Here is a 15,397-nt window from a genome sequence, read left to right on the forward strand (position 1 = left end):
TCCTTCCTACTCCTCGGGCGGCCGCCCGGTCAGCGGTTGCGCGGTCGAGGCGGGGAGCGCTAGCGCCGCGTCGATCCGGCGGTCGAGCGCGTCGCGGACGGCCGGCCACTCGGCCGCGAGGATCGAGTGGACGGCCGTGTCGCGCCACGAGCCGTCGGCCCGCCGCTGGTCGTGGCGGAGCACCCCCTCGAACACGGCGCCGAGACGGAGGATCGCGGCCCGCGAGCGCGCGTTCACCGCATCCGCTTGGAGCTTCACCCGCTCGTAGCCGCTGTCGAAGGCGAGCCCGAGCACCAGCCGCTTCGCCTCCGGGTTCACGACGGTGCCCCACGTCTCGGGCGCGTAGGCCGTCCAGCCGAGGTGGGCCGCCTCGCGCGCCTCGTCGAAGTCGGCCAGCGAGGTCGTGCCGACGACGCGTCCCTCCTGCAGCACGGCGAACGGCAGGCCCGTGCCCCAGGGGTAGTAGCGGTCGACGAAGGCGCGGAACTCCTCCGGGGTGCCGGGGAGGCCGGACGGTCCTCCTCCGTAGCCGCCGGCGAACACCTCCGGACGCCCGATCGCCCGCCCGAGCGGCTCGACGTGCTCGACGGCGAGCGGCTCGAGGACGATCGAGCGGCCGACGAGCGTGACGGGACCGGGGCGGCGGGGACTGCTCATGCGATCAGTGTGGGGCACCGTGCCAGCATGGCTCCATGAGCACCGCCGCGCTGTTCGAGGCCGCCGCCGCCGCCCTCGTCGGCCTGCTCGCGCAGGTGCGGGACGATCAGTGGGAGCAGCCGGGGCTCGGCGTCTGGGATGTCCGCGGCCTCGCGGGCCACGCGTCGCGGGCGGTGCTGACGGTCGAGGCGTACCTCCTCGCTCCGGAGCCGCCCGAGCCGACCATCGAGGACGCGCTCGACTACTACGCCGCGCTGGCCGGGAACGTCGCCGACCCCGCGGCGGTGGCGCGGCGCGGGGTCGAGGCGGGGCTGCTGCTCGGCGACAGGCCGGCTCAGGCGCTGGCGGAGGCGGCGGGCCGCGCGGTCGAGCTGGTCGCCGCTCAGCGTCCCGGCCGCCTCGTCGCCGTGGGCGGCCACGCGATCGAGCTGGACGAGTACCTCCGGACCCGGCTGCTCGAGCTGGTCGTGCACACGCTCGACCTCTCGCGGGCCACCGGGATCCCGCACGTGCTGCCCGGCGAGGCCGTCGAGGCGTGCTGCGCGCTGACCGGCGGGCTGGCCGCTCGAGCCGGACGGGGCGAGGAGCTCCTGCTCGCGCTGAGCGGGCGGGAGCCCCTCGCCGCGGGGTTCTCGGTGGTGTGAGGGCGCCGGCCCTCCGGCTGCGGGTTCTGCGCGGCGCCGGCCCTCGGGGCACCGGGTCCTCCGTGGTGAGGGCGCCGATCCTCGGGCCGCGGGTTCTACGTGGTGCCGGTCCTCAGGCCACGGCGAGAGCGGCGACCGGCGACACCTTCGTGGCGCGGCGGGCGGGCAGCACGGCCGAGACGACCGTGATCACGACGCCCACCACGAGCACCGCCACCAGGATCGGCACCGGGACGGTCGGCGGGATCAGTCCGATGCCCGGCAGCGAGCCGAACACCGAGATCGCGCCGCACCAGCCGTAGACGATCCCGAGCACGATGCCGAGCACCGCGGCAGCGATGATCATCTGCGCCGCCTCGAGCACCACCATCGACCGCACCTGCGAGCCGGTGAAGCCGAGCGCGCGGAGCAGGCCCAGCTCGCGCCGGCGCTGCAGCACGCTGAGCGACAGCGTGTTGACCATGCCGACGGCGGCCAGAACGACCGAGAAGCCGAGCAGGACGCTCATCACCGCGGTGCTCACCTGGATGAACTGCTCGAACGCCGCGATCACCTCGGGGTTCGTCTCGCCCGAGCGCTCCATGATCGTGCCGAAGGTGGCGGCGGCGACCGCGAACATCGTGACCAGCGACACTCCGATGACCAGTCCGATGACGGCGCGGGCGCTGCGCGCCGGATTGCGGACTGCGTTGGCGGACGCCAGGCGGGCGACGGGGCCCCGGCCGAAGGCGCGGCCCACGAGGGCCGTGAGCGGAGGGAGCAGGACGGGCGCCCCGAGGATCACGCCGGTGAAGGACGCCATGCCTCCGACCAGCCCGAGGAGGACGCCGCCGGGGTTGGCGAGCCCGAACACAACGCCGGCGGCGAGCAGCAGCGCGCCGACCACGACGAAGACGATCGCCGTGACGTTGCGGGCGGTGCGGCCGCGCAGCTCCTCGTAGCGGGGCTCGGCGGAGGATCCGGCGGCCTGCGACGGCGCGACCGCGAGCACGCGGCGCGATCCGGACCACGAGGCGATGACCGTCGAGGCGACCACGGCGATCAGCGGCAGCAAGAGGCCGGGCGAGACGAGCGGGTAGTCGAAGCGGGGCAGGGTGCCGCTCCGGATGGCGAGCTCCGCGGCGAGCGCCACGAGAGCGACGCCGGCGACCAGGCCGATCGCCGCTCCGAGGAGCCCCTGCAGGAGGCCCGTGCGGACGATCCCGCTGCGCAGCGACCGGCCGGAGGCGCCGAGCAGGCGCAGCAGGGCGATCTCGCGGGTGCGCCCGGCGATGACGGTCGAGACCGCGTTGGCCGTGACGATCCCGCCCACGAACACCGCTATGCCGAAGAAGACGGCGCCGACCATCCCGAGCATGAGGGCGACCTGGCCGATGCCGTCGATCCCCGCTGCCGCGAAGGCCGCGACCATGTCGGCGATGACCTGCACCAGCACGGCGCCGAACGCCGCGGCGAGTGCGGCGACGGTGACGATGGCGCCCCCGCCCTGGCTCGAGCCCGTGCGCACGCCGCTCACGCCGCGCCCTCCATCGTGAGCATCGCGCGCGAGATCTCCTCGGCGCTCATCCCGCGGCGGTCGTCGACGACGGCCCCGTCGCGGAGGAAGACGATGCGGTCGGCGTAGGCCGCCGCGATCGGGTCGTGGGTGACCATGGCGATCGACTGGCCGTACTCGCGGGTGGAGGCCCGGAGCAGGCTGAGGACCTCGCGGCCGGTGCGCGAGTCCAGGTTGCCGGTGGGCTCGTCGGCGAAGATCAGCTGCGGCCGGGTGGCGAGGGCGCGGGCGATCGCCACGCGCTGCTGCTGCCCGCCCGAGAGCTCATGGGGCCGGTGCGTGAGGCGCTCGCGGAGCCCGAGGGACTCGATCAGCCGGGCGATCCACTGCTCCTCGTCGCCGGTCACGGAGCGGCCGTCGAGCTCGAACGGGAGGCGGATGTTGCCGCGCACGTCGAGCGTGGGGACGAGGTTGAAGGCCTGGAAGACGAAGCCGACGCTGCGGCGGCGGAGCACGGTCAGCTCGGCGTCGCTCATCGAGGTGATCTCGGCGTCCCCGAGGAACACGCGGCCGGAGGAGGCGGTGTCGAGGCCGGCGAGGACGTGCATGAGCGTCGACTTGCCGGATCCGCTGGGGCCCATCACCGCGGTGAACTCGCCCCGCTCGATCGAGAGCGTGACGTCGTCGAGGGCGACGACGGGCGGCGTGCTGCCGTAGAGCTTGCGCACGCCCTCGACGCGCGCCACGACGGAGGAGGTCTGGTTCTGCATGTCCTCGACGCTACGGAGGCACCCGTGTCGCCGGCGTCGTCCGCAGTGGCTCGCGGCGTCATCCCTCCGGCGGACCCGCGGTGGTCCTGCGGGGTCAGCGGGGCCGGAGTCCCGCCCGGCGGAGGGCGAGGGCCGCCAACGCGGCGGTGACGGCGGGGTCGCCGGTCCGCCAGCCCGCGGCGGCGTCCGGGTGCGCGGCGAGGATGTCGCGGGGGGACGCCTGGGTGAGCGCGCGCAGGGCCAGCAGCTCGGTGCCGCCGACGGTCGAGCCGAGGGCGCGCAGCTCGGCGGTCCGGCGGGCGAAGCGGAGCCGGGGCCGGAGCCAGAGCACGGCCAGGAGCAGGAGCGGGAGGCCCCCGACGGCGAGCCCGGCGACCACGGCCAGGGCGCTCGCGAGCTGCTGCTGGTCGCGTCCGGCGGCGGCCAGCACGGAGCCGGCCCCGCTCGCCTCGTCGAACGGCGCGCGCACGGCGTCGCCGAGCAGGGGGATGCCGCCGAGGGTGGTCCCGGCGTCGCTCATGGTCGAGCCGAAGCCGCTGCCGGCGCTCTCGAGCCGACGGCCGATCTCGGCCAGGCCGGCGATCAGCGAGCCGACCGCGATCCCCGCGGCGATCGCCACGACGGCCACGCCGAGAGCGAGGGCGTCGGCCAGGATCTGCCGCGCGCGGACGGCCGGGAGGTCGGCGTAGATCTGCATGCGCCGATTATCCGGCGCGCTCGGCGGCGGTCGTGTCCACACCGGAGGAAGAATTCGTCGAGAGGGCCCGGGATCCGCGTCACTCCGCGAGGTCCCCGACGTTCTTCCTCCGTTGTGACCACGTCGGCCGCCTCCGAGAGGTCTGCCCGGCCCGGCTCCTCGCCGCTTCTAGTCGAGCAGGTCGTGCAGCACGACGACCTGCTCGCGCTCCGGCCCGACGCCGATCGCCGAGAACCGGGCACCGCTCATCGCCTCGAGCGCGCGCACGTAGTCCTGCGCGGTCTGCGGCAGGTCCGAGAACTCGCGGCAGCCGGAGATGTCCTCCTGCCAGCCGGGGAACTCCTCGTAGATCGGCTTCGCGTGGTGGAAGTCGCTCTGCGAGACCGGGACCTCGTCGTGGCGCACGCCGTCGACGTCGTAGGCGACGCAGACGGGGATGGTCTCGAGGCCCGAGAGCACGTCGAGCTTGGTGAGGACGAAGTCGGTGACCCCGTTGATCCGCGCCGAGTAGCGGGCGATCGGGGCGTCGTACCAGCCGCAGCGGCGCGGGCGGCCGGTCGTGGTGCCGAACTCGAAGCCCTGCCGGCGGAGGTACTCGCCCCACTCGTCGAAGAGCTCGGTCGGGAACGGTCCGGCGCCGACGCGGGTCGTGTACGCCTTGATGACCGCGATGACGCGGTCGATGCGGTTCGGCGCGACTCCGGAGCCGGTGGCCGCTCCTCCCGAGGTCGCGTTGGAAGAGGTGACGAACGGGTAGGTGCCGTGGTCGACGTCGAGCATCGTGGCCTGGCCGGCCTCGAACAGCACCGTCCTGCCGGCGTCGAGCGCCTGCGAGAGGACGAGCGACGTGTCGGCGACCATCGGGCGGAGGCGCTCGGTGTACTGCAGCAGGTCCTCCAGCACCTGCTCGACCAGGATCGCGCGGCGGTTGTAGACCTTCACCAGCAGGTGGTTCTTCTGGTCGAGGGCGCCCTCGACCTTCTGGCGGAGGATGTTCTCGTCGAAGAGGTCCTGGATGCGGATGCCGACGCGGTTGATCTTGTCGGCGTACGCCGGGCCGATGCCGCGGCCGGTGGTGCCGATCTGGCGCTTGCCGAGGAAGCGCTCCGTCACCTTGTCGAGGGTGCGGTGGTAGCTGGTGATGACGTGCGCGTTGGCGCTGACGAGCAGCTTCGACACGTCGACCCCGCGCGCGCTCAGCGCCTCGAGCTCGTGGAACAGCACCTCGATGTCGACGACGACGCCGTTCGCGATGACCGGGACGACGCCCGGGGTGAGAATGCCGGAGGGGAGCAGGTGCAGGGCGTACTTCTCGTCGCCCACCACGACGGTGTGCCCGGCGTTGTTGCCGCCGTTGAACTTCACGACGTAGTCGACGCGGCTGCCGAGGAGGTCGGTGGCGCGTCCCTTGCCCTCGTCGCCCCACTGGGCGCCGGTGATGACGATTGCTGGCATGGCGTGTCCTTCTCGACGGGAGGGGCGGGGGTGGGCGGGTGCGGCGCGGCAGTCGTGCCGCCTCCGCGCGACCAGCCGCTCGATTCTAGCGGAGGGGCCGGAGGACGGCTCCAGCGCGCGGGGGCGGCACCGCGGACTCCCCCGGCTCCGGGCCGGCACCGCCGACGCATCGCCGAGCAATGCTCTCGATCCCGTCATGCGCAGTTCACACGCGGCGCATAGATTCGAGGACGTTCACACTCCACTCATCACGCGAACAGGACCACGATGCGCAGACTCCGCGCCGCAAGCCTCCTCGCCGTCGTCGCACTCGGAGCCGCCACCGCCGCTCCGATCGCCTCGGCCGCCCCTCTCGACGACGGCGTCGAGCTCACCCTGGTGTCGACGACCGACACGCACGGGCACGTCTACGACTGGGACTACTTCGCGAACGCGCCGTACCCGGCCGACGGTGCGCTCGGCCTCACCCGCGTCGCGACCGAGGTCGACCGCCTCCGCGCCGAGAAGGGCGAGGAGTCCGTGCTCGTCATGGACAACGGCGACGCGATCCAGGGCACGCCGCTCACCTACTACTACGGCCTCGGCGACGGCGCCGCGGGCGTCCTCTCCGGCGAGACGACGCACCCGATGGCCACCGCGTTCAACACCATCGGCTACGACGCGCAGGTCGTCGGCAACCACGAGTACAACTACGGGCTCGACATGCTCAGCGCGTACGAGGGCGACCTGAACGCCCCGCTGCTGGGCGCGAACGTCGTCGACGTCGCCACCGGCAAGCCGTACCACGACCCCTACACGCTGATCGAGCGCGAGATCGACGGGAAGACGGTCACCGTCGGCGTCCTCGGCCTCGTCACGCCCGGCGTCCGGGTCTGGGACAAGCAGCACGTCGACGGCGTCCTCGAGTTCCAGGACATGGTCGCCGCCGCGAAGCAGTGGGTCCCGATCGTGCAGGAGCAGGCCGACGTGGTCGTCGTCCTCGCGCACACCGGCCAGGGCACGGTGCCGGACGCCGAGTACGACGCCGCCGACCTCAACGAGGACGTCGTCAACAACATCGCGACGCAGGTCCCCGGGATCGACGTGGTCGTCGCCGGCCACAGCCACAAGGACCTGCCGCAGACGCTGTTCACCAACGTCGCCGGCGAGCAGGTGCTGGTCACCCAGCCCGAGTTCTGGGCGCAGGGCCTCACCGAGGTCACCCTGAACCTGGTGCCGGACGCCGCGGGCGGCCTCGAGGTCGACTGGTCGGCCGGGAACGCACCCGTCACGCAGCCCGTCTACGCGAAGGACATCGCCGAGGAGTCGCCCGCACTGGTCGACGCCCTCGCCGAGCAGCACGCCGCCACGATCGAGTACGTGAACACCCCCGTCGCCGACTCGGTCGAGGAGCTCTCGGCCGCGACCTCGCGCTACGAGGACACCCCGATCATCGACTTCATCAACACCGTCCAGGCCGAGACCGTCGAGACGGCGCTCGAGGGCACCGAGTGGGCCGACCTGCCGGTGATCTCCCAGGCGTCGCCGTTCTCGCGCACCGCCGTCTTCCCGAAGGGGCAGGTCAGCATCCGCGACATCGCGGGCCTGTACATCTACGAGAACACCCTCCGCGGAGTGGAGCTGACCGGAGCCGAGGTGCGCGACTACCTCGAGTTCTCGGCCCGCTACTTCGTGCAGACCGCCGAGGGCGCCGCGTTCGACCCCGAGACCGGCACCAACGCGACGACCGAGGACCGCCCCGACGGCATCCCGGACTACAACTACGACGCGATCTCGGGCCTGGACTACGTGATCGACGTCTCCCAGCCCGCCGGCTCGCGGATCCGCGGTCTCGCCCACGCCGACGGCACCCCCGTCGCCGACGACGAGCGCTTCGTGATGGCGGTCAACAACTACCGCCAGAGCGGCGGAGGCGCCTACCCCGCCGTCGCGCAGGCACCGCTCGTCTACGACGAGCGTCTCGAGATCCGCCAGCTCCTCATCGACTGGTCGACCGCCCGCGGCGTGATCGACCAGGCCGACTTCTACGACCCCAACTGGTCGCTGACGACGGAGCCCGCCGCCGAGGTCCCGGTCACCCCGGCGCCGACCGAGCCCGGCACCCCGACGGAGCAGCCCACCACCGCTCCGTCGCCGCACCCCACCACCACGGCGGCCCCCGTCGCGGGAGGCTCCGGCCCGGGCTCGCTCGCGAACACCGGCGCCGACGCGGCCGGCCTGATCGGCGGAGCCCTCGTGCTGCTGCTGTCGGGTCTCGCGCTGGTCGTCGCGCGACGCCGCCTCGCGGCCTAGCCGAGCAGGGCACGGGCGGCGGTCGGCGGGGTCTCCCGCCGGCCGCCGTTCGTCGTTCGTCGTTCCGGAGGATCGCGGGACGATCGGGCCGCGGACCGGCGGCTCAGTCCCCGCGGCGTCGCGACCGGCGGGCCCGCCAGGCCGAGAACGCCCCGGTCGACCAGAGCGCCCAGACCACCAGCAGGGGCTGGAAGACGAGCCGCACCGCGCGCGCCGCGTCCGTCTCGAGGCCGAACGCCGGCGTCCGCGTCACCAGCTGCGAGATGTTCCCCGGGAAGACCGCGACGAAGAACGCGGCCACCACGACTCCCACGATCACGCGCCACCGCACGAGCACGACGAGCGCGAGCCCGAGCGCGATCTCGACGACGCCCGACGCGACGACCACCAGGTCCGGGTCGGCCGGCAGCCACGGCGGGACCTGCGCCTGGAAGGCCTGACGCGCGACCGTCAGGTGCGCCGTGCCGGCCGTGACGAGCAGCAGGCCCAGGAGGATGCGGGCGAGAGTGCGCGGGAGGGAGCGGCGTCCTCCGTCGGTCGCTGTGGCGGCGGTCATGCCCCCAGTCTGCGCTCGGAGCCCGCTCGCGCCGACCGCGAGCGCGTTCCGGCGGCGCCCCGTATCCTCGTTACCGCCCCGTCCGCAGACCGTGAAACGAGTTCCATGAGCACCCTGCCCCGCCTGATGGCCTTCGACCTCGACGACACCCTCGCCGCCTCGAAGTCCCCCGTCGACCCGGCGATGGCCGACCTCTTCGTGAAGCTGCTCCAGGCCACCGAGGTGTGCATCATCTCGGGCGGCCAGATCGGCCAGTTCCGGATGCAGGTGCTCGACCGCCTCGAGGGCGCCGACCCCGAGGTGCTCGCGAAGCTGCACCTCATGCCCACCTGCGGCACGCAGTACTACCGGTACGAGAACGGCGACTGGGCGCAGATCTACGCCGAGAACCTCACCGAGGACGAGAAGTCGCGCGCGCTCGCCGCCGTCGAGGAGAAGGCGAAGGAGCTCGGCTACTGGGAGTCCGAGACCTGGGGCCCGATCCTCGAGGACCGCGACTCGCAGATCACCTTCTCGGCCCTCGGCCAGTCCGCGCCCGTCGAGGTCAAGCAGGCCTGGGACCCGGACGGCGAGAAGAAGAACACCCTCCGCGAGGCCGTGCAGGCCGTGCTCCCCGACCTCGAGGTGCGCTCCGGCGGCTCGACGTCGGTCGATATCACCCGCAAGGGCATCGACAAGGCGTACGGGATGAACAAGCTCACCGAGCTCACCGGCATCCCTCTCGACGACATGATCTTCGTCGGCGACCGCCTCGACCCCGACGGCAACGACTACCCCGTCAAGGCGATGGGCGTCGAGTGCTTCGCCGTCGAGGGCTGGCACGACACCGCCGCGTACCTCCGCTCCTACGGCCTGTAGCCGCTCCGCGCGCGAGACGTTCCGGGATCCCCTGCTGCGGCGGGGGATTCCGTGCATCCGGGGGTCGTCGCAGGCCTCGGGCGCTGGACGTCGTGGGCGGTGCGCGTCCAGCCGCCGTCAGGCGTCGGCGCCCCCTCGCGGGTCCTGTGCACCCACGCGTCCAGGCGCTGCGCAGGCGGGCACCGTCAGGCGTCCGGCCCTCCGTCGGGCCGCGGGCACAGCGCGTCCGGGCTCGGCCGGTTCGGGAGTCTGCGCGTCCGGGCCCTGCGCGTCGCGGCCGCTGTCAGACGTCCTCGTTCAGCGATCCGGACGCCGTGCCGTCGAGGGCGAGGCGGAGCCGTTTCGGCAGGTTCGCGACCACGATCGCGTGCGACTCCTCGATGAGCTCGAGCACCAGCTCGGGCTCCACGGTCCCGCCGGCGTCGACGGTGACCCAGTGCTTCTTGTTCAGGTGGTAGCCGGGCTCGATCCCGTCGACCCCCGCGACCAGGTGCACCACGTTCTCGGGCAGCGCCTTCACGCTCACGACCGGCCGCCCGAACCGCTCCGACTCGAGCGCGAACACCTTCCCCGCGACCTTCCACACCCGGATCCCCTCCCCGAACGGGAACCCCGCCTCCGCTCCCGGAAGCCCTTCGAGAAGCCGCTCCACCGCCCCGCCGTCCATCCCCCCATCCTGCCGCAGCCCTCTCGCGCCGCCTAGATCACCCGCCACCCGAGGCCGGCCTCGCGCCGAACGCACGTCCGTACCCCCGCGCCCGAAGCGGCTCGTGCCGAAGGCACGGCCCGACCCTCCAGCACCCGCACCACGCTCGTGCCGCAACCACGGCCCGACTCCTCCACCCCGACCAGGCTCGCGCCGCAGGCACGGCCCCCGCACTCCCACGCGAGCAGGCTCGTGCCGTAGGTACGGCCCCCCGCACTCCCCCCGGACCAGGCTCGTGCCGCAGGCACGGCCCCCCGCTCAAGCCCCCCGCGGCCGCTCGTGCCGCAGGCACGGCGCCCCGCGCTCGTGCCGCAGGCACGGCGCCCACCCCACCAGCACAGGGCTAGGCGGCGTCCGGGTGCGGTTCTGGCAAGGCGGAGGAGGAAGCCGTAGCGGCGCTACGGCGCCCGACGACAACGCCGCCAGAACCGCACCCGGGCGCCGCCTAGTCGTTGCCGAGGATGATGATGGCGGCGGTAGGGGGTAACGCGTCCTCGTGGTACCGCTCGATCTCCTCGATGGCGATCGGATCGGCCTGCTGGAGGAACTGGGTGAGGCGGGTGACCTCCTCGGTCTCGTGGATGGAGTCGGCGGCGCGGCGGAGGGCGTACAGGGAGAGCAGGAATCCGCGGTTGGGTCCGTGGCGCCAGGGGATGGGGCCCTGGCCGCGCCAGCCGGCTCCGCGGAGGAGGTCGAGGCCGCGGTGGTAGCCGACGCGGGCGTAGGCGTAGGAGGGGAGGGCGGCGTCGATGCCCCAGACGCTGTCGGCGAGGAGTGCCCAGGCCAGCGGGGAGCGCGGGTGGGCGGCGGCGAGGGCGGCGAATTCGACGGCTCCCGGGTTCGCGTGCTTCGCGAGGGCCGCGGTGACCGCGGGCTCGTCGGGGAGGAGGGTCGGTTCGGGGCCCAGCAGGTTCTCGCCACTCATGCCTCCCAGGCTATCCCGCTCGCGGCTGTGCGGGTCCGGGGTCCGGCCGTCCGGCGCACGACGGTCGTCCCTCCACAGGGGCGTCAGCGGAGGGAGCCGGGCGGTTCGCCGGTCGTCGCCGTCGTGCGCGGGGGTGCCGCCGATAGCATCGACCCATGGCGACGAACCGCAGTGAAGTCGAGGCCTGGCTCACGGACATGGACGGCGTGCTGGTGCACGAGAACAAGGCGCTCCCCGGCGCGCCCGAGCTGATCCAGGAGTGGACCGATTCGGGCACCCCGTTCCTGGTGCTGACGAACAACTCGATCTTCACGCCGCGGGATCTGGCGGCGCGGCTGCGCGGGTCGGGGCTGCACGTGCCGGAGGAGCGGATCTGGACGAGCGCTCTGGCGACGGCGGACTTCTGCGCGTCGCAGAAGCCGGGCGGGAGCGCGTTCGTGATCGGCGAGGCGGGGATCACCACCGCGCTGCACGAGGCGGGATTCATCATGACGGAGACGGCGCCGGACTACGTGGTCGTGGGCGAGACCCGCAATTACAGCTTCGAGGCGATCACGAAGGCGATCCGCCTGATCGTCGCGGGTGCGCGCTTCATCGTCACCAATCCCGATGCGACGGGGCCGAGCGCCGAGGGCGTGCTCCCGGCGACGGGGGCGATCGCGGCGCTCATCACGAAGGCGACGGGCAAGGATCCGTACGTCGTCGGCAAGCCGAACCCGATGATGTTCCGCTCGGCGATGAACAAGATCGGCGCACACAGCGAGAACACCGGGATGATCGGCGACCGGATGGACACCGACATCGTCGCGGGCATCGAGGCGGGCCTGCACACCGTGCTGGTGCTGACGGGGATCAGCGACGAGGCCGAGATCGAGCGCTATCCGTTCCGCCCGGACGAGGTGCTGAGCGGGGTGCACGAGCTCCTGTCGTCGGAGCCGCTGGAGTCGGAGTTCCCGCCGGATTCGGCGGTCTGAGTCCCGGCGGCCCGGCAGCGGGTCGGGCGCCGGTTCCCGACACGGCACCGCGGCTCGCGGGGGTCAGAAGCGGACGTGCTGCAGCACCCAGGCGTGCATCGCGACGGCTGCCGCCGCCGAGGCGTTGATCGACCGGGTCGAGCCGAACTGCGTGATCTCGAGCACGGCCTCCGAGGCGGCGATCGCCTCCTCCGAGAGGCCGGGTCCCTCCTGCCCGAACAACAGGAGGCAGCGCTCGGGGAGCCGGTAGGTCTCGAGCGGAACGCAGCCGGGGACGTTGTCGACGGCGAGGAGGGGCACGTCCGCCTCCGCGGCCCACTGCACGAGGTCGGCCACCGTCTCGTGGTGCTGGACGTGCTGGTAGCGGTCGGTGACCATCGCGCCGCGCTTGTTCCACCGCCGCCGGCCGACGATGTGGACGCCCTCCGCGCCGAACGCGTTGGCGCTGCGGACGATCGAGCCGATGTTCATGTCGTGCTGCCAGTTCTCGATCGCGACGTGGAACGGGTGCCGCGTGCGGTCGAGCTCCGCGACGATCGCGTCCATCCGCCAGTAGCGGAAGCGGTCGACCACGTTGCGCGCGTCGCCACGCTCCAGCAGCTCCGGGTCGAGGCGGTCGTCCTCGGGCCGCTCGCCCTGCCAGGGGCCGACGCCGTTCGTGGTGAGCTCCACGGAGGCGGTGGGTCCGGTCGCGGGGGTCGCCTCGTTCTCCTGCACGACGAGCGATCCTACTGGGCGCTCCGCGGCTCGGCCGGGTGCACCGGGCCGGTGCCCGGCGGCGTCCTCCGAGGCCCGAGCGACGGCGCGCGTCAGGCCGCGGGGGTGCCGGCGAGGGAGCCGGTCAGCTCGCCGCCGCCCGCCCGGTCGACGAAGCAGTAGTAGCTGCGCTCGCCCGCGTCCCACTGCTCCTGGGTGACGGGGAACGCACCGGCGACCTGCACGTCGCCGTAGGTCTCGGCCGCGGCGACGTCCACGACGCCCTGCGCCTGGCAGAGCGAGGAGACGGTGACGGCCAGGGCGTCCTGGCCGGGGAACACCGCGTCTGTCAGCTCCGCGGTGGCGACGAGCTGGGCGGAGTGAGCTCCCGCGCAGTCCACGACGGTGAACTCCTCCGCCCAGACGGAGTCGAAGGGCTCGACGCACTCGCCGCCGAGGAGCGCGCTCCAGGCCCAGGTGCCGACGGGCAGCGGTCCGACGGTCGGGAGGGTCGCGGTCGGAGTGGGCGAGGGGGTCGGCTTCGCCGTGGGCGTCTCGCTGACGACCGGGGCGGCCTGCGGCTCGGCCCGGCCGCCGGCGCTCCCGACGGCGATGCCGATCGCGAAGAGCCCGGCGAGGAGGATCACCGCACCCGCAGCGATCAGGCCGATCAGGAGCCGGCGTCGGCTGAGCGTGCGCCATGCGGGCGCTCCGGCGGGCGCCGAGTCGCGCTCGCGGCTCTCGGGTCGGGACCGGGCGGAGCGGCGCTTCCGCGGCGGAGCGGCGTTGACGTGGGCGGCCGCGGGAGCGGTGCGGAAGGGCGCGGGCTCGGCGCGGTCGGCGGGCTCGGCGGCCGGCTCGAGGTTCCACGAGTAGGCGCCGGCGGTCTCGCGCCACAGCTCCTCGTCGCCGCCGTCCTCGTCGGGCTCGTCCTGCGGAGCGACGACCTGCTCCCACACGGGCGGCTGGTCCCAGTCCCCTCGCGGGTCGGGCCACTCGTAGACGGCGGGCGGAGTCGGCTCGCGCGGAGTCGGAGGGGTGGCGCCGACCGGGCGTCCGTCGGCGGGGGAGGGGACGCCGGAGCGGCCCGCCGGGTCGACGTCGGCCGAGGATCCGGCATCGGGCTCGTCGTCCGGCCGGTGCGCGCTTCGCAGTCCGGCGGGGGCGGTCGGCAGGTCGGCGGGAGGGTCGGTGTGCGGCAGGACCGGGCGCACGGAGTCCGCCCCGCGGCGGTGCACCTCGGTGCGGCCGGCATCGGCGGAGGCGTCGGAGCCGGAGCCGTCGGCATCGTCGTCGAGGAGGGGAGCGAAGAACGCGTCGAAGGCGTCCTCGTCGGACACGTCCGCGTCGGAGGCACTCGTGTCGCGGGCAGTCGTCCCACCGGCACCCGTCTCGCGGGCACTCGCCTCACGGGCACCCGTCTCGGGCGCTCCCATGGCGCGGGCTCCCGTGTCGGGGGCTCCCGTGTCAGGGCCCGGAGAGCTCCGTCCCTCGGCGGGGACGCCGTCGCGGCCGGAGGAGCGCTCCGGCTCCGCGACCGTTCCGCGGTCGGCGTCGGCGTCCTGCTCCTCCACCCGAGCCGAGTCGTCCGCGGGGTTCGGGAGGTCGCCGCCGGCCTCCTCGGCGGCGGGCGTCGCACTCAGCACGGGCTCCCCCGGCCACAGGCCGACCGGAGCGGCAGGGGCACGGCGCGGCGCCGCGTCGGAGTCGCTGTCGCTCGACGACGGTCCGGCCGCGTCGGCGGAGGAGGCCGACTCGCTCGCAACGCTCCGCTCCTCCGCTGACGCGTGGGCCTCGTCGGCTGCGGACTCAGCAGGACCGGACGTCCGCTCCGCGCGCGACTCGTCCACGCCAGGGGCGGGGCGGGGCGAGTCGAAGATGCTCTTCAGGCGGCCGCCGCTGAGCTGCTGCAACAGCCACTCGCTGCTGCCGACGGGACGCTCCGGCTCGGGTCGCTCCGGCTCGGCACGCTCCGGCTCGGCACGCTCCGGCTCGGCACGCTCCGGCTCGGAGGCCTCCGATCCGGCAGGCTCCGGCTCGCGGCCCTCGGACCCGCGGCGCTCCGGCTCCGGGTGGTCGCCGCCTCCCGGGCCCCCGCCGCGTCCCCCCTCGTCGACCATCAGCTCAGGCCGAGGTCGGCCAGACCGATCGCGGCGAAGTACGGGTAGCCGGCGTCCTCGATGATCTCGCGGGCCCCGGTCGCACGGTCGACGACGACGGCGACTCCTGCGATCTCGGCGCCGACCTTCAGCAGGGCCTCGATCGCCTTCAGCGGCGAGCCGCCGGTGGTGGACGTGTCCTCGACGACGACGACGCGCTTGCCCTCGAGGTCGGGGCCCTCGACCTGCCGGCCGCGGCCGTGGTCCTTGGGCTCCTTGCGCACGACGAACGCGTCGTAGGCGAGACCGCGGGCGGCGCCCTGGTGGAGGATCGCGGCGGCGATCGGGTCGGCACCCATGGTGAGGCCGCCGACCGCGTCGACGCGCTCGATCGGCGCGATGAGGTCGAGCATGACCTGCCCGATCAGCGGCGCGACGCGGTGGTCGAGGCTCACGCGGCGCAGGTCGACGTAGTACGACGCCTTCTTGCCGCTCGTGAGGGTGAAGTCCCCGTGGAAGACGGCGTCGGAGCCGATGTACTCGATGAGCTGCTGGCGTGCGTCGGTCACGCGC

Annotated in this window: 15 protein-coding genes; 4 read left to right on the forward strand and 11 right to left on the reverse strand. The window is 73.6% G+C overall.

Annotated features, from left to right (window positions below; translation table 11 throughout):
* Positions 1-6: 6 nt before the first annotated feature.
* Positions 7-657 carry a GNAT family protein gene (locus tag GTU71_RS11795; protein WP_104282711.1) on the reverse strand — a complete coding sequence of 217 codons (651 nt, stop codon included), beginning with the start codon at positions 655-657 and terminating at the stop codon, positions 7-9.
* Positions 658-692: 35 nt separating this feature from the next.
* Here GTU71_RS11795 and GTU71_RS11800 point away from each other — a divergent pair, with 35 nt between their 5' ends.
* Positions 693-1,301 carry a maleylpyruvate isomerase N-terminal domain-containing protein gene (locus GTU71_RS11800; RefSeq protein WP_159940204.1) on the forward strand — a complete coding sequence of 203 codons (609 nt, stop codon included), beginning with the start codon at positions 693-695 and terminating at the stop codon, positions 1,299-1,301.
* A gap of 112 nt (positions 1,302-1,413) precedes the next feature.
* Here the strand turns inward: GTU71_RS11800 and GTU71_RS11805 are convergent, their stop codons facing one another.
* The 4 genes from GTU71_RS11805 to GTU71_RS11820 form a co-directional block, all read right to left on the reverse strand.
* Entirely contained in the window at positions 1,414-2,817 is a 1,404-nt protein-coding gene (locus GTU71_RS11805; protein ID WP_159940206.1) for an FtsX-like permease family protein, read from the reverse strand.
* Entirely contained in the window at positions 2,814-3,566 is a 753-nt protein-coding gene (locus GTU71_RS11810; protein WP_104222781.1) for an ABC transporter ATP-binding protein, read from the reverse strand. Before GTU71_RS11810 ends, GTU71_RS11805 begins: the two co-directional genes overlap by 4 nt.
* Positions 3,567-3,660: 94 nt before the next feature.
* Positions 3,661-4,263 carry a hypothetical protein gene (locus GTU71_RS11815; protein ID WP_104353050.1) on the reverse strand — a complete coding sequence of 201 codons (603 nt, stop codon included), beginning with the start codon at positions 4,261-4,263 and terminating at the stop codon, positions 3,661-3,663.
* Between the two features lie 168 nt (positions 4,264-4,431).
* A complete protein-coding gene (locus tag GTU71_RS11820) occupies positions 4,432-5,718 on the reverse strand; it encodes an adenylosuccinate synthase (protein WP_104222783.1) in 1,287 nt (428 codons plus the stop codon).
* Positions 5,719-5,985: 267 nt separating this feature from the next.
* Here GTU71_RS11820 and GTU71_RS11825 point away from each other — a divergent pair, with 267 nt between their 5' ends.
* Positions 5,986-8,010, forward strand: coding sequence for a 5'-nucleotidase C-terminal domain-containing protein (locus GTU71_RS11825; protein WP_159940208.1), 2,025 nt, complete (start codon positions 5,986-5,988; stop codon positions 8,008-8,010).
* Between the two features lie 103 nt (positions 8,011-8,113).
* On the opposite strand, the gene GTU71_RS11830 is transcribed toward GTU71_RS11825, so the two are convergent.
* A complete protein-coding gene (locus tag GTU71_RS11830) occupies positions 8,114-8,566 on the reverse strand; it encodes a hypothetical protein (protein WP_104247486.1) in 453 nt (150 codons plus the stop codon).
* A gap of 105 nt (positions 8,567-8,671) precedes the next feature.
* Between GTU71_RS11830 and GTU71_RS11835 the strand changes: the two genes are divergently transcribed.
* Positions 8,672-9,424: an HAD-IIB family hydrolase gene (locus tag GTU71_RS11835; RefSeq protein ID WP_104222786.1), complete on the forward strand. Its 753-nt coding sequence runs from the start codon at positions 8,672-8,674 to the stop codon at positions 9,422-9,424.
* A 283-nt stretch (positions 9,425-9,707) separates the two neighbouring features.
* Here GTU71_RS11835 and GTU71_RS11840 read toward each other — a convergent pair whose 3' ends face one another.
* On the reverse strand, positions 9,708-10,091 hold the full coding sequence (locus tag GTU71_RS11840) for an MmcQ/YjbR family DNA-binding protein (RefSeq protein WP_104258040.1): 384 nt from the start codon (positions 10,089-10,091) through the stop codon (positions 9,708-9,710).
* 484 nt (positions 10,092-10,575) lie between these two features.
* Positions 10,576-11,055 carry a DUF3151 domain-containing protein gene (locus GTU71_RS11845; protein ID WP_159940210.1) on the reverse strand — a complete coding sequence of 160 codons (480 nt, stop codon included), beginning with the start codon at positions 11,053-11,055 and terminating at the stop codon, positions 10,576-10,578.
* A 155-nt stretch (positions 11,056-11,210) separates the two neighbouring features.
* On the opposite strand from GTU71_RS11845, the gene GTU71_RS11850 reads away from it, so the two are divergent.
* On the forward strand, positions 11,211-12,029 hold the full coding sequence (locus GTU71_RS11850; RefSeq protein ID WP_104225721.1) for an HAD-IIA family hydrolase: 819 nt from the start codon (positions 11,211-11,213) through the stop codon (positions 12,027-12,029).
* A 63-nt stretch (positions 12,030-12,092) separates the two neighbouring features.
* Here the strand turns inward: GTU71_RS11850 and GTU71_RS16485 are convergent, their stop codons facing one another.
* The 3 genes from GTU71_RS16485 to pyrE all read right to left on the reverse strand — a co-directional run bounded on the left by GTU71_RS16485 (position 12,093) and on the right by pyrE (position 15,393).
* Positions 12,093-12,701, reverse strand: coding sequence for a TrmH family RNA methyltransferase (locus GTU71_RS16485; protein ID WP_104314963.1), 609 nt, complete (start codon positions 12,699-12,701; stop codon positions 12,093-12,095).
* 137 nt (positions 12,702-12,838) lie between these two features.
* On the reverse strand, positions 12,839-14,638 hold the full coding sequence (locus tag GTU71_RS16490) for a hypothetical protein (RefSeq protein WP_244230714.1): 1,800 nt from the start codon (positions 14,636-14,638) through the stop codon (positions 12,839-12,841).
* A 206-nt stretch (positions 14,639-14,844) separates the two neighbouring features.
* Complete coding sequence (gene pyrE / locus GTU71_RS11860; RefSeq protein ID WP_104222804.1) at positions 14,845-15,393, reverse strand: orotate phosphoribosyltransferase; 549 nt, start codon at positions 15,391-15,393, stop codon at positions 14,845-14,847.
* Positions 15,394-15,397: the final 4 nt, after the last annotated feature.

The sequence above is a fragment of the Rathayibacter sp. VKM Ac-2762 genome (assembly GCF_009866585.1).
Taxonomy (GTDB): domain Bacteria; phylum Actinomycetota; class Actinomycetes; order Actinomycetales; family Microbacteriaceae; genus Rathayibacter.

Excerpts from the sequence above, each read along its gene's own strand:
- GTU71_RS11840 (WP_104258040.1), bottom strand. The coding sequence starts at position 10,091 with ATGGACGGCGGGGCGGTGGAGCGGCTTCTCGAAGGGCTTCCGGGAGCG.
- GTU71_RS11810 (WP_104222781.1), bottom strand. The coding sequence starts at position 3,566 with ATGCAGAACCAGACCTCCTCCGTCGTGGCGCGCGTCGAGGGCGTGCGC.
- GTU71_RS11845 (WP_159940210.1), bottom strand. The coding sequence starts at position 11,055 with ATGAGTGGCGAGAACCTGCTGGGCCCCGAACCGACCCTCCTCCCCGAC.
- GTU71_RS11795 (WP_104282711.1), bottom strand. The coding sequence starts at position 657 with ATGAGCAGTCCCCGCCGCCCCGGTCCCGTCACGCTCGTCGGCCGCTCG.
- GTU71_RS11825 (WP_159940208.1), top strand. The coding sequence starts at position 5,986 with ATGCGCAGACTCCGCGCCGCAAGCCTCCTCGCCGTCGTCGCACTCGGA.
- GTU71_RS11820 (WP_104222783.1), bottom strand. The coding sequence starts at position 5,718 with ATGCCAGCAATCGTCATCACCGGCGCCCAGTGGGGCGACGAGGGCAAG.
- GTU71_RS11835 (WP_104222786.1), top strand. The coding sequence starts at position 8,672 with ATGAGCACCCTGCCCCGCCTGATGGCCTTCGACCTCGACGACACCCTC.
- GTU71_RS11850 (WP_104225721.1), top strand. The coding sequence starts at position 11,211 with ATGGCGACGAACCGCAGTGAAGTCGAGGCCTGGCTCACGGACATGGAC.
- GTU71_RS11830 (WP_104247486.1), bottom strand. The coding sequence starts at position 8,566 with ATGACCGCCGCCACAGCGACCGACGGAGGACGCCGCTCCCTCCCGCGC.
- GTU71_RS11800 (WP_159940204.1), top strand. The coding sequence starts at position 693 with ATGAGCACCGCCGCGCTGTTCGAGGCCGCCGCCGCCGCCCTCGTCGGC.
- GTU71_RS11815 (WP_104353050.1), bottom strand. The coding sequence starts at position 4,263 with ATGCAGATCTACGCCGACCTCCCGGCCGTCCGCGCGCGGCAGATCCTG.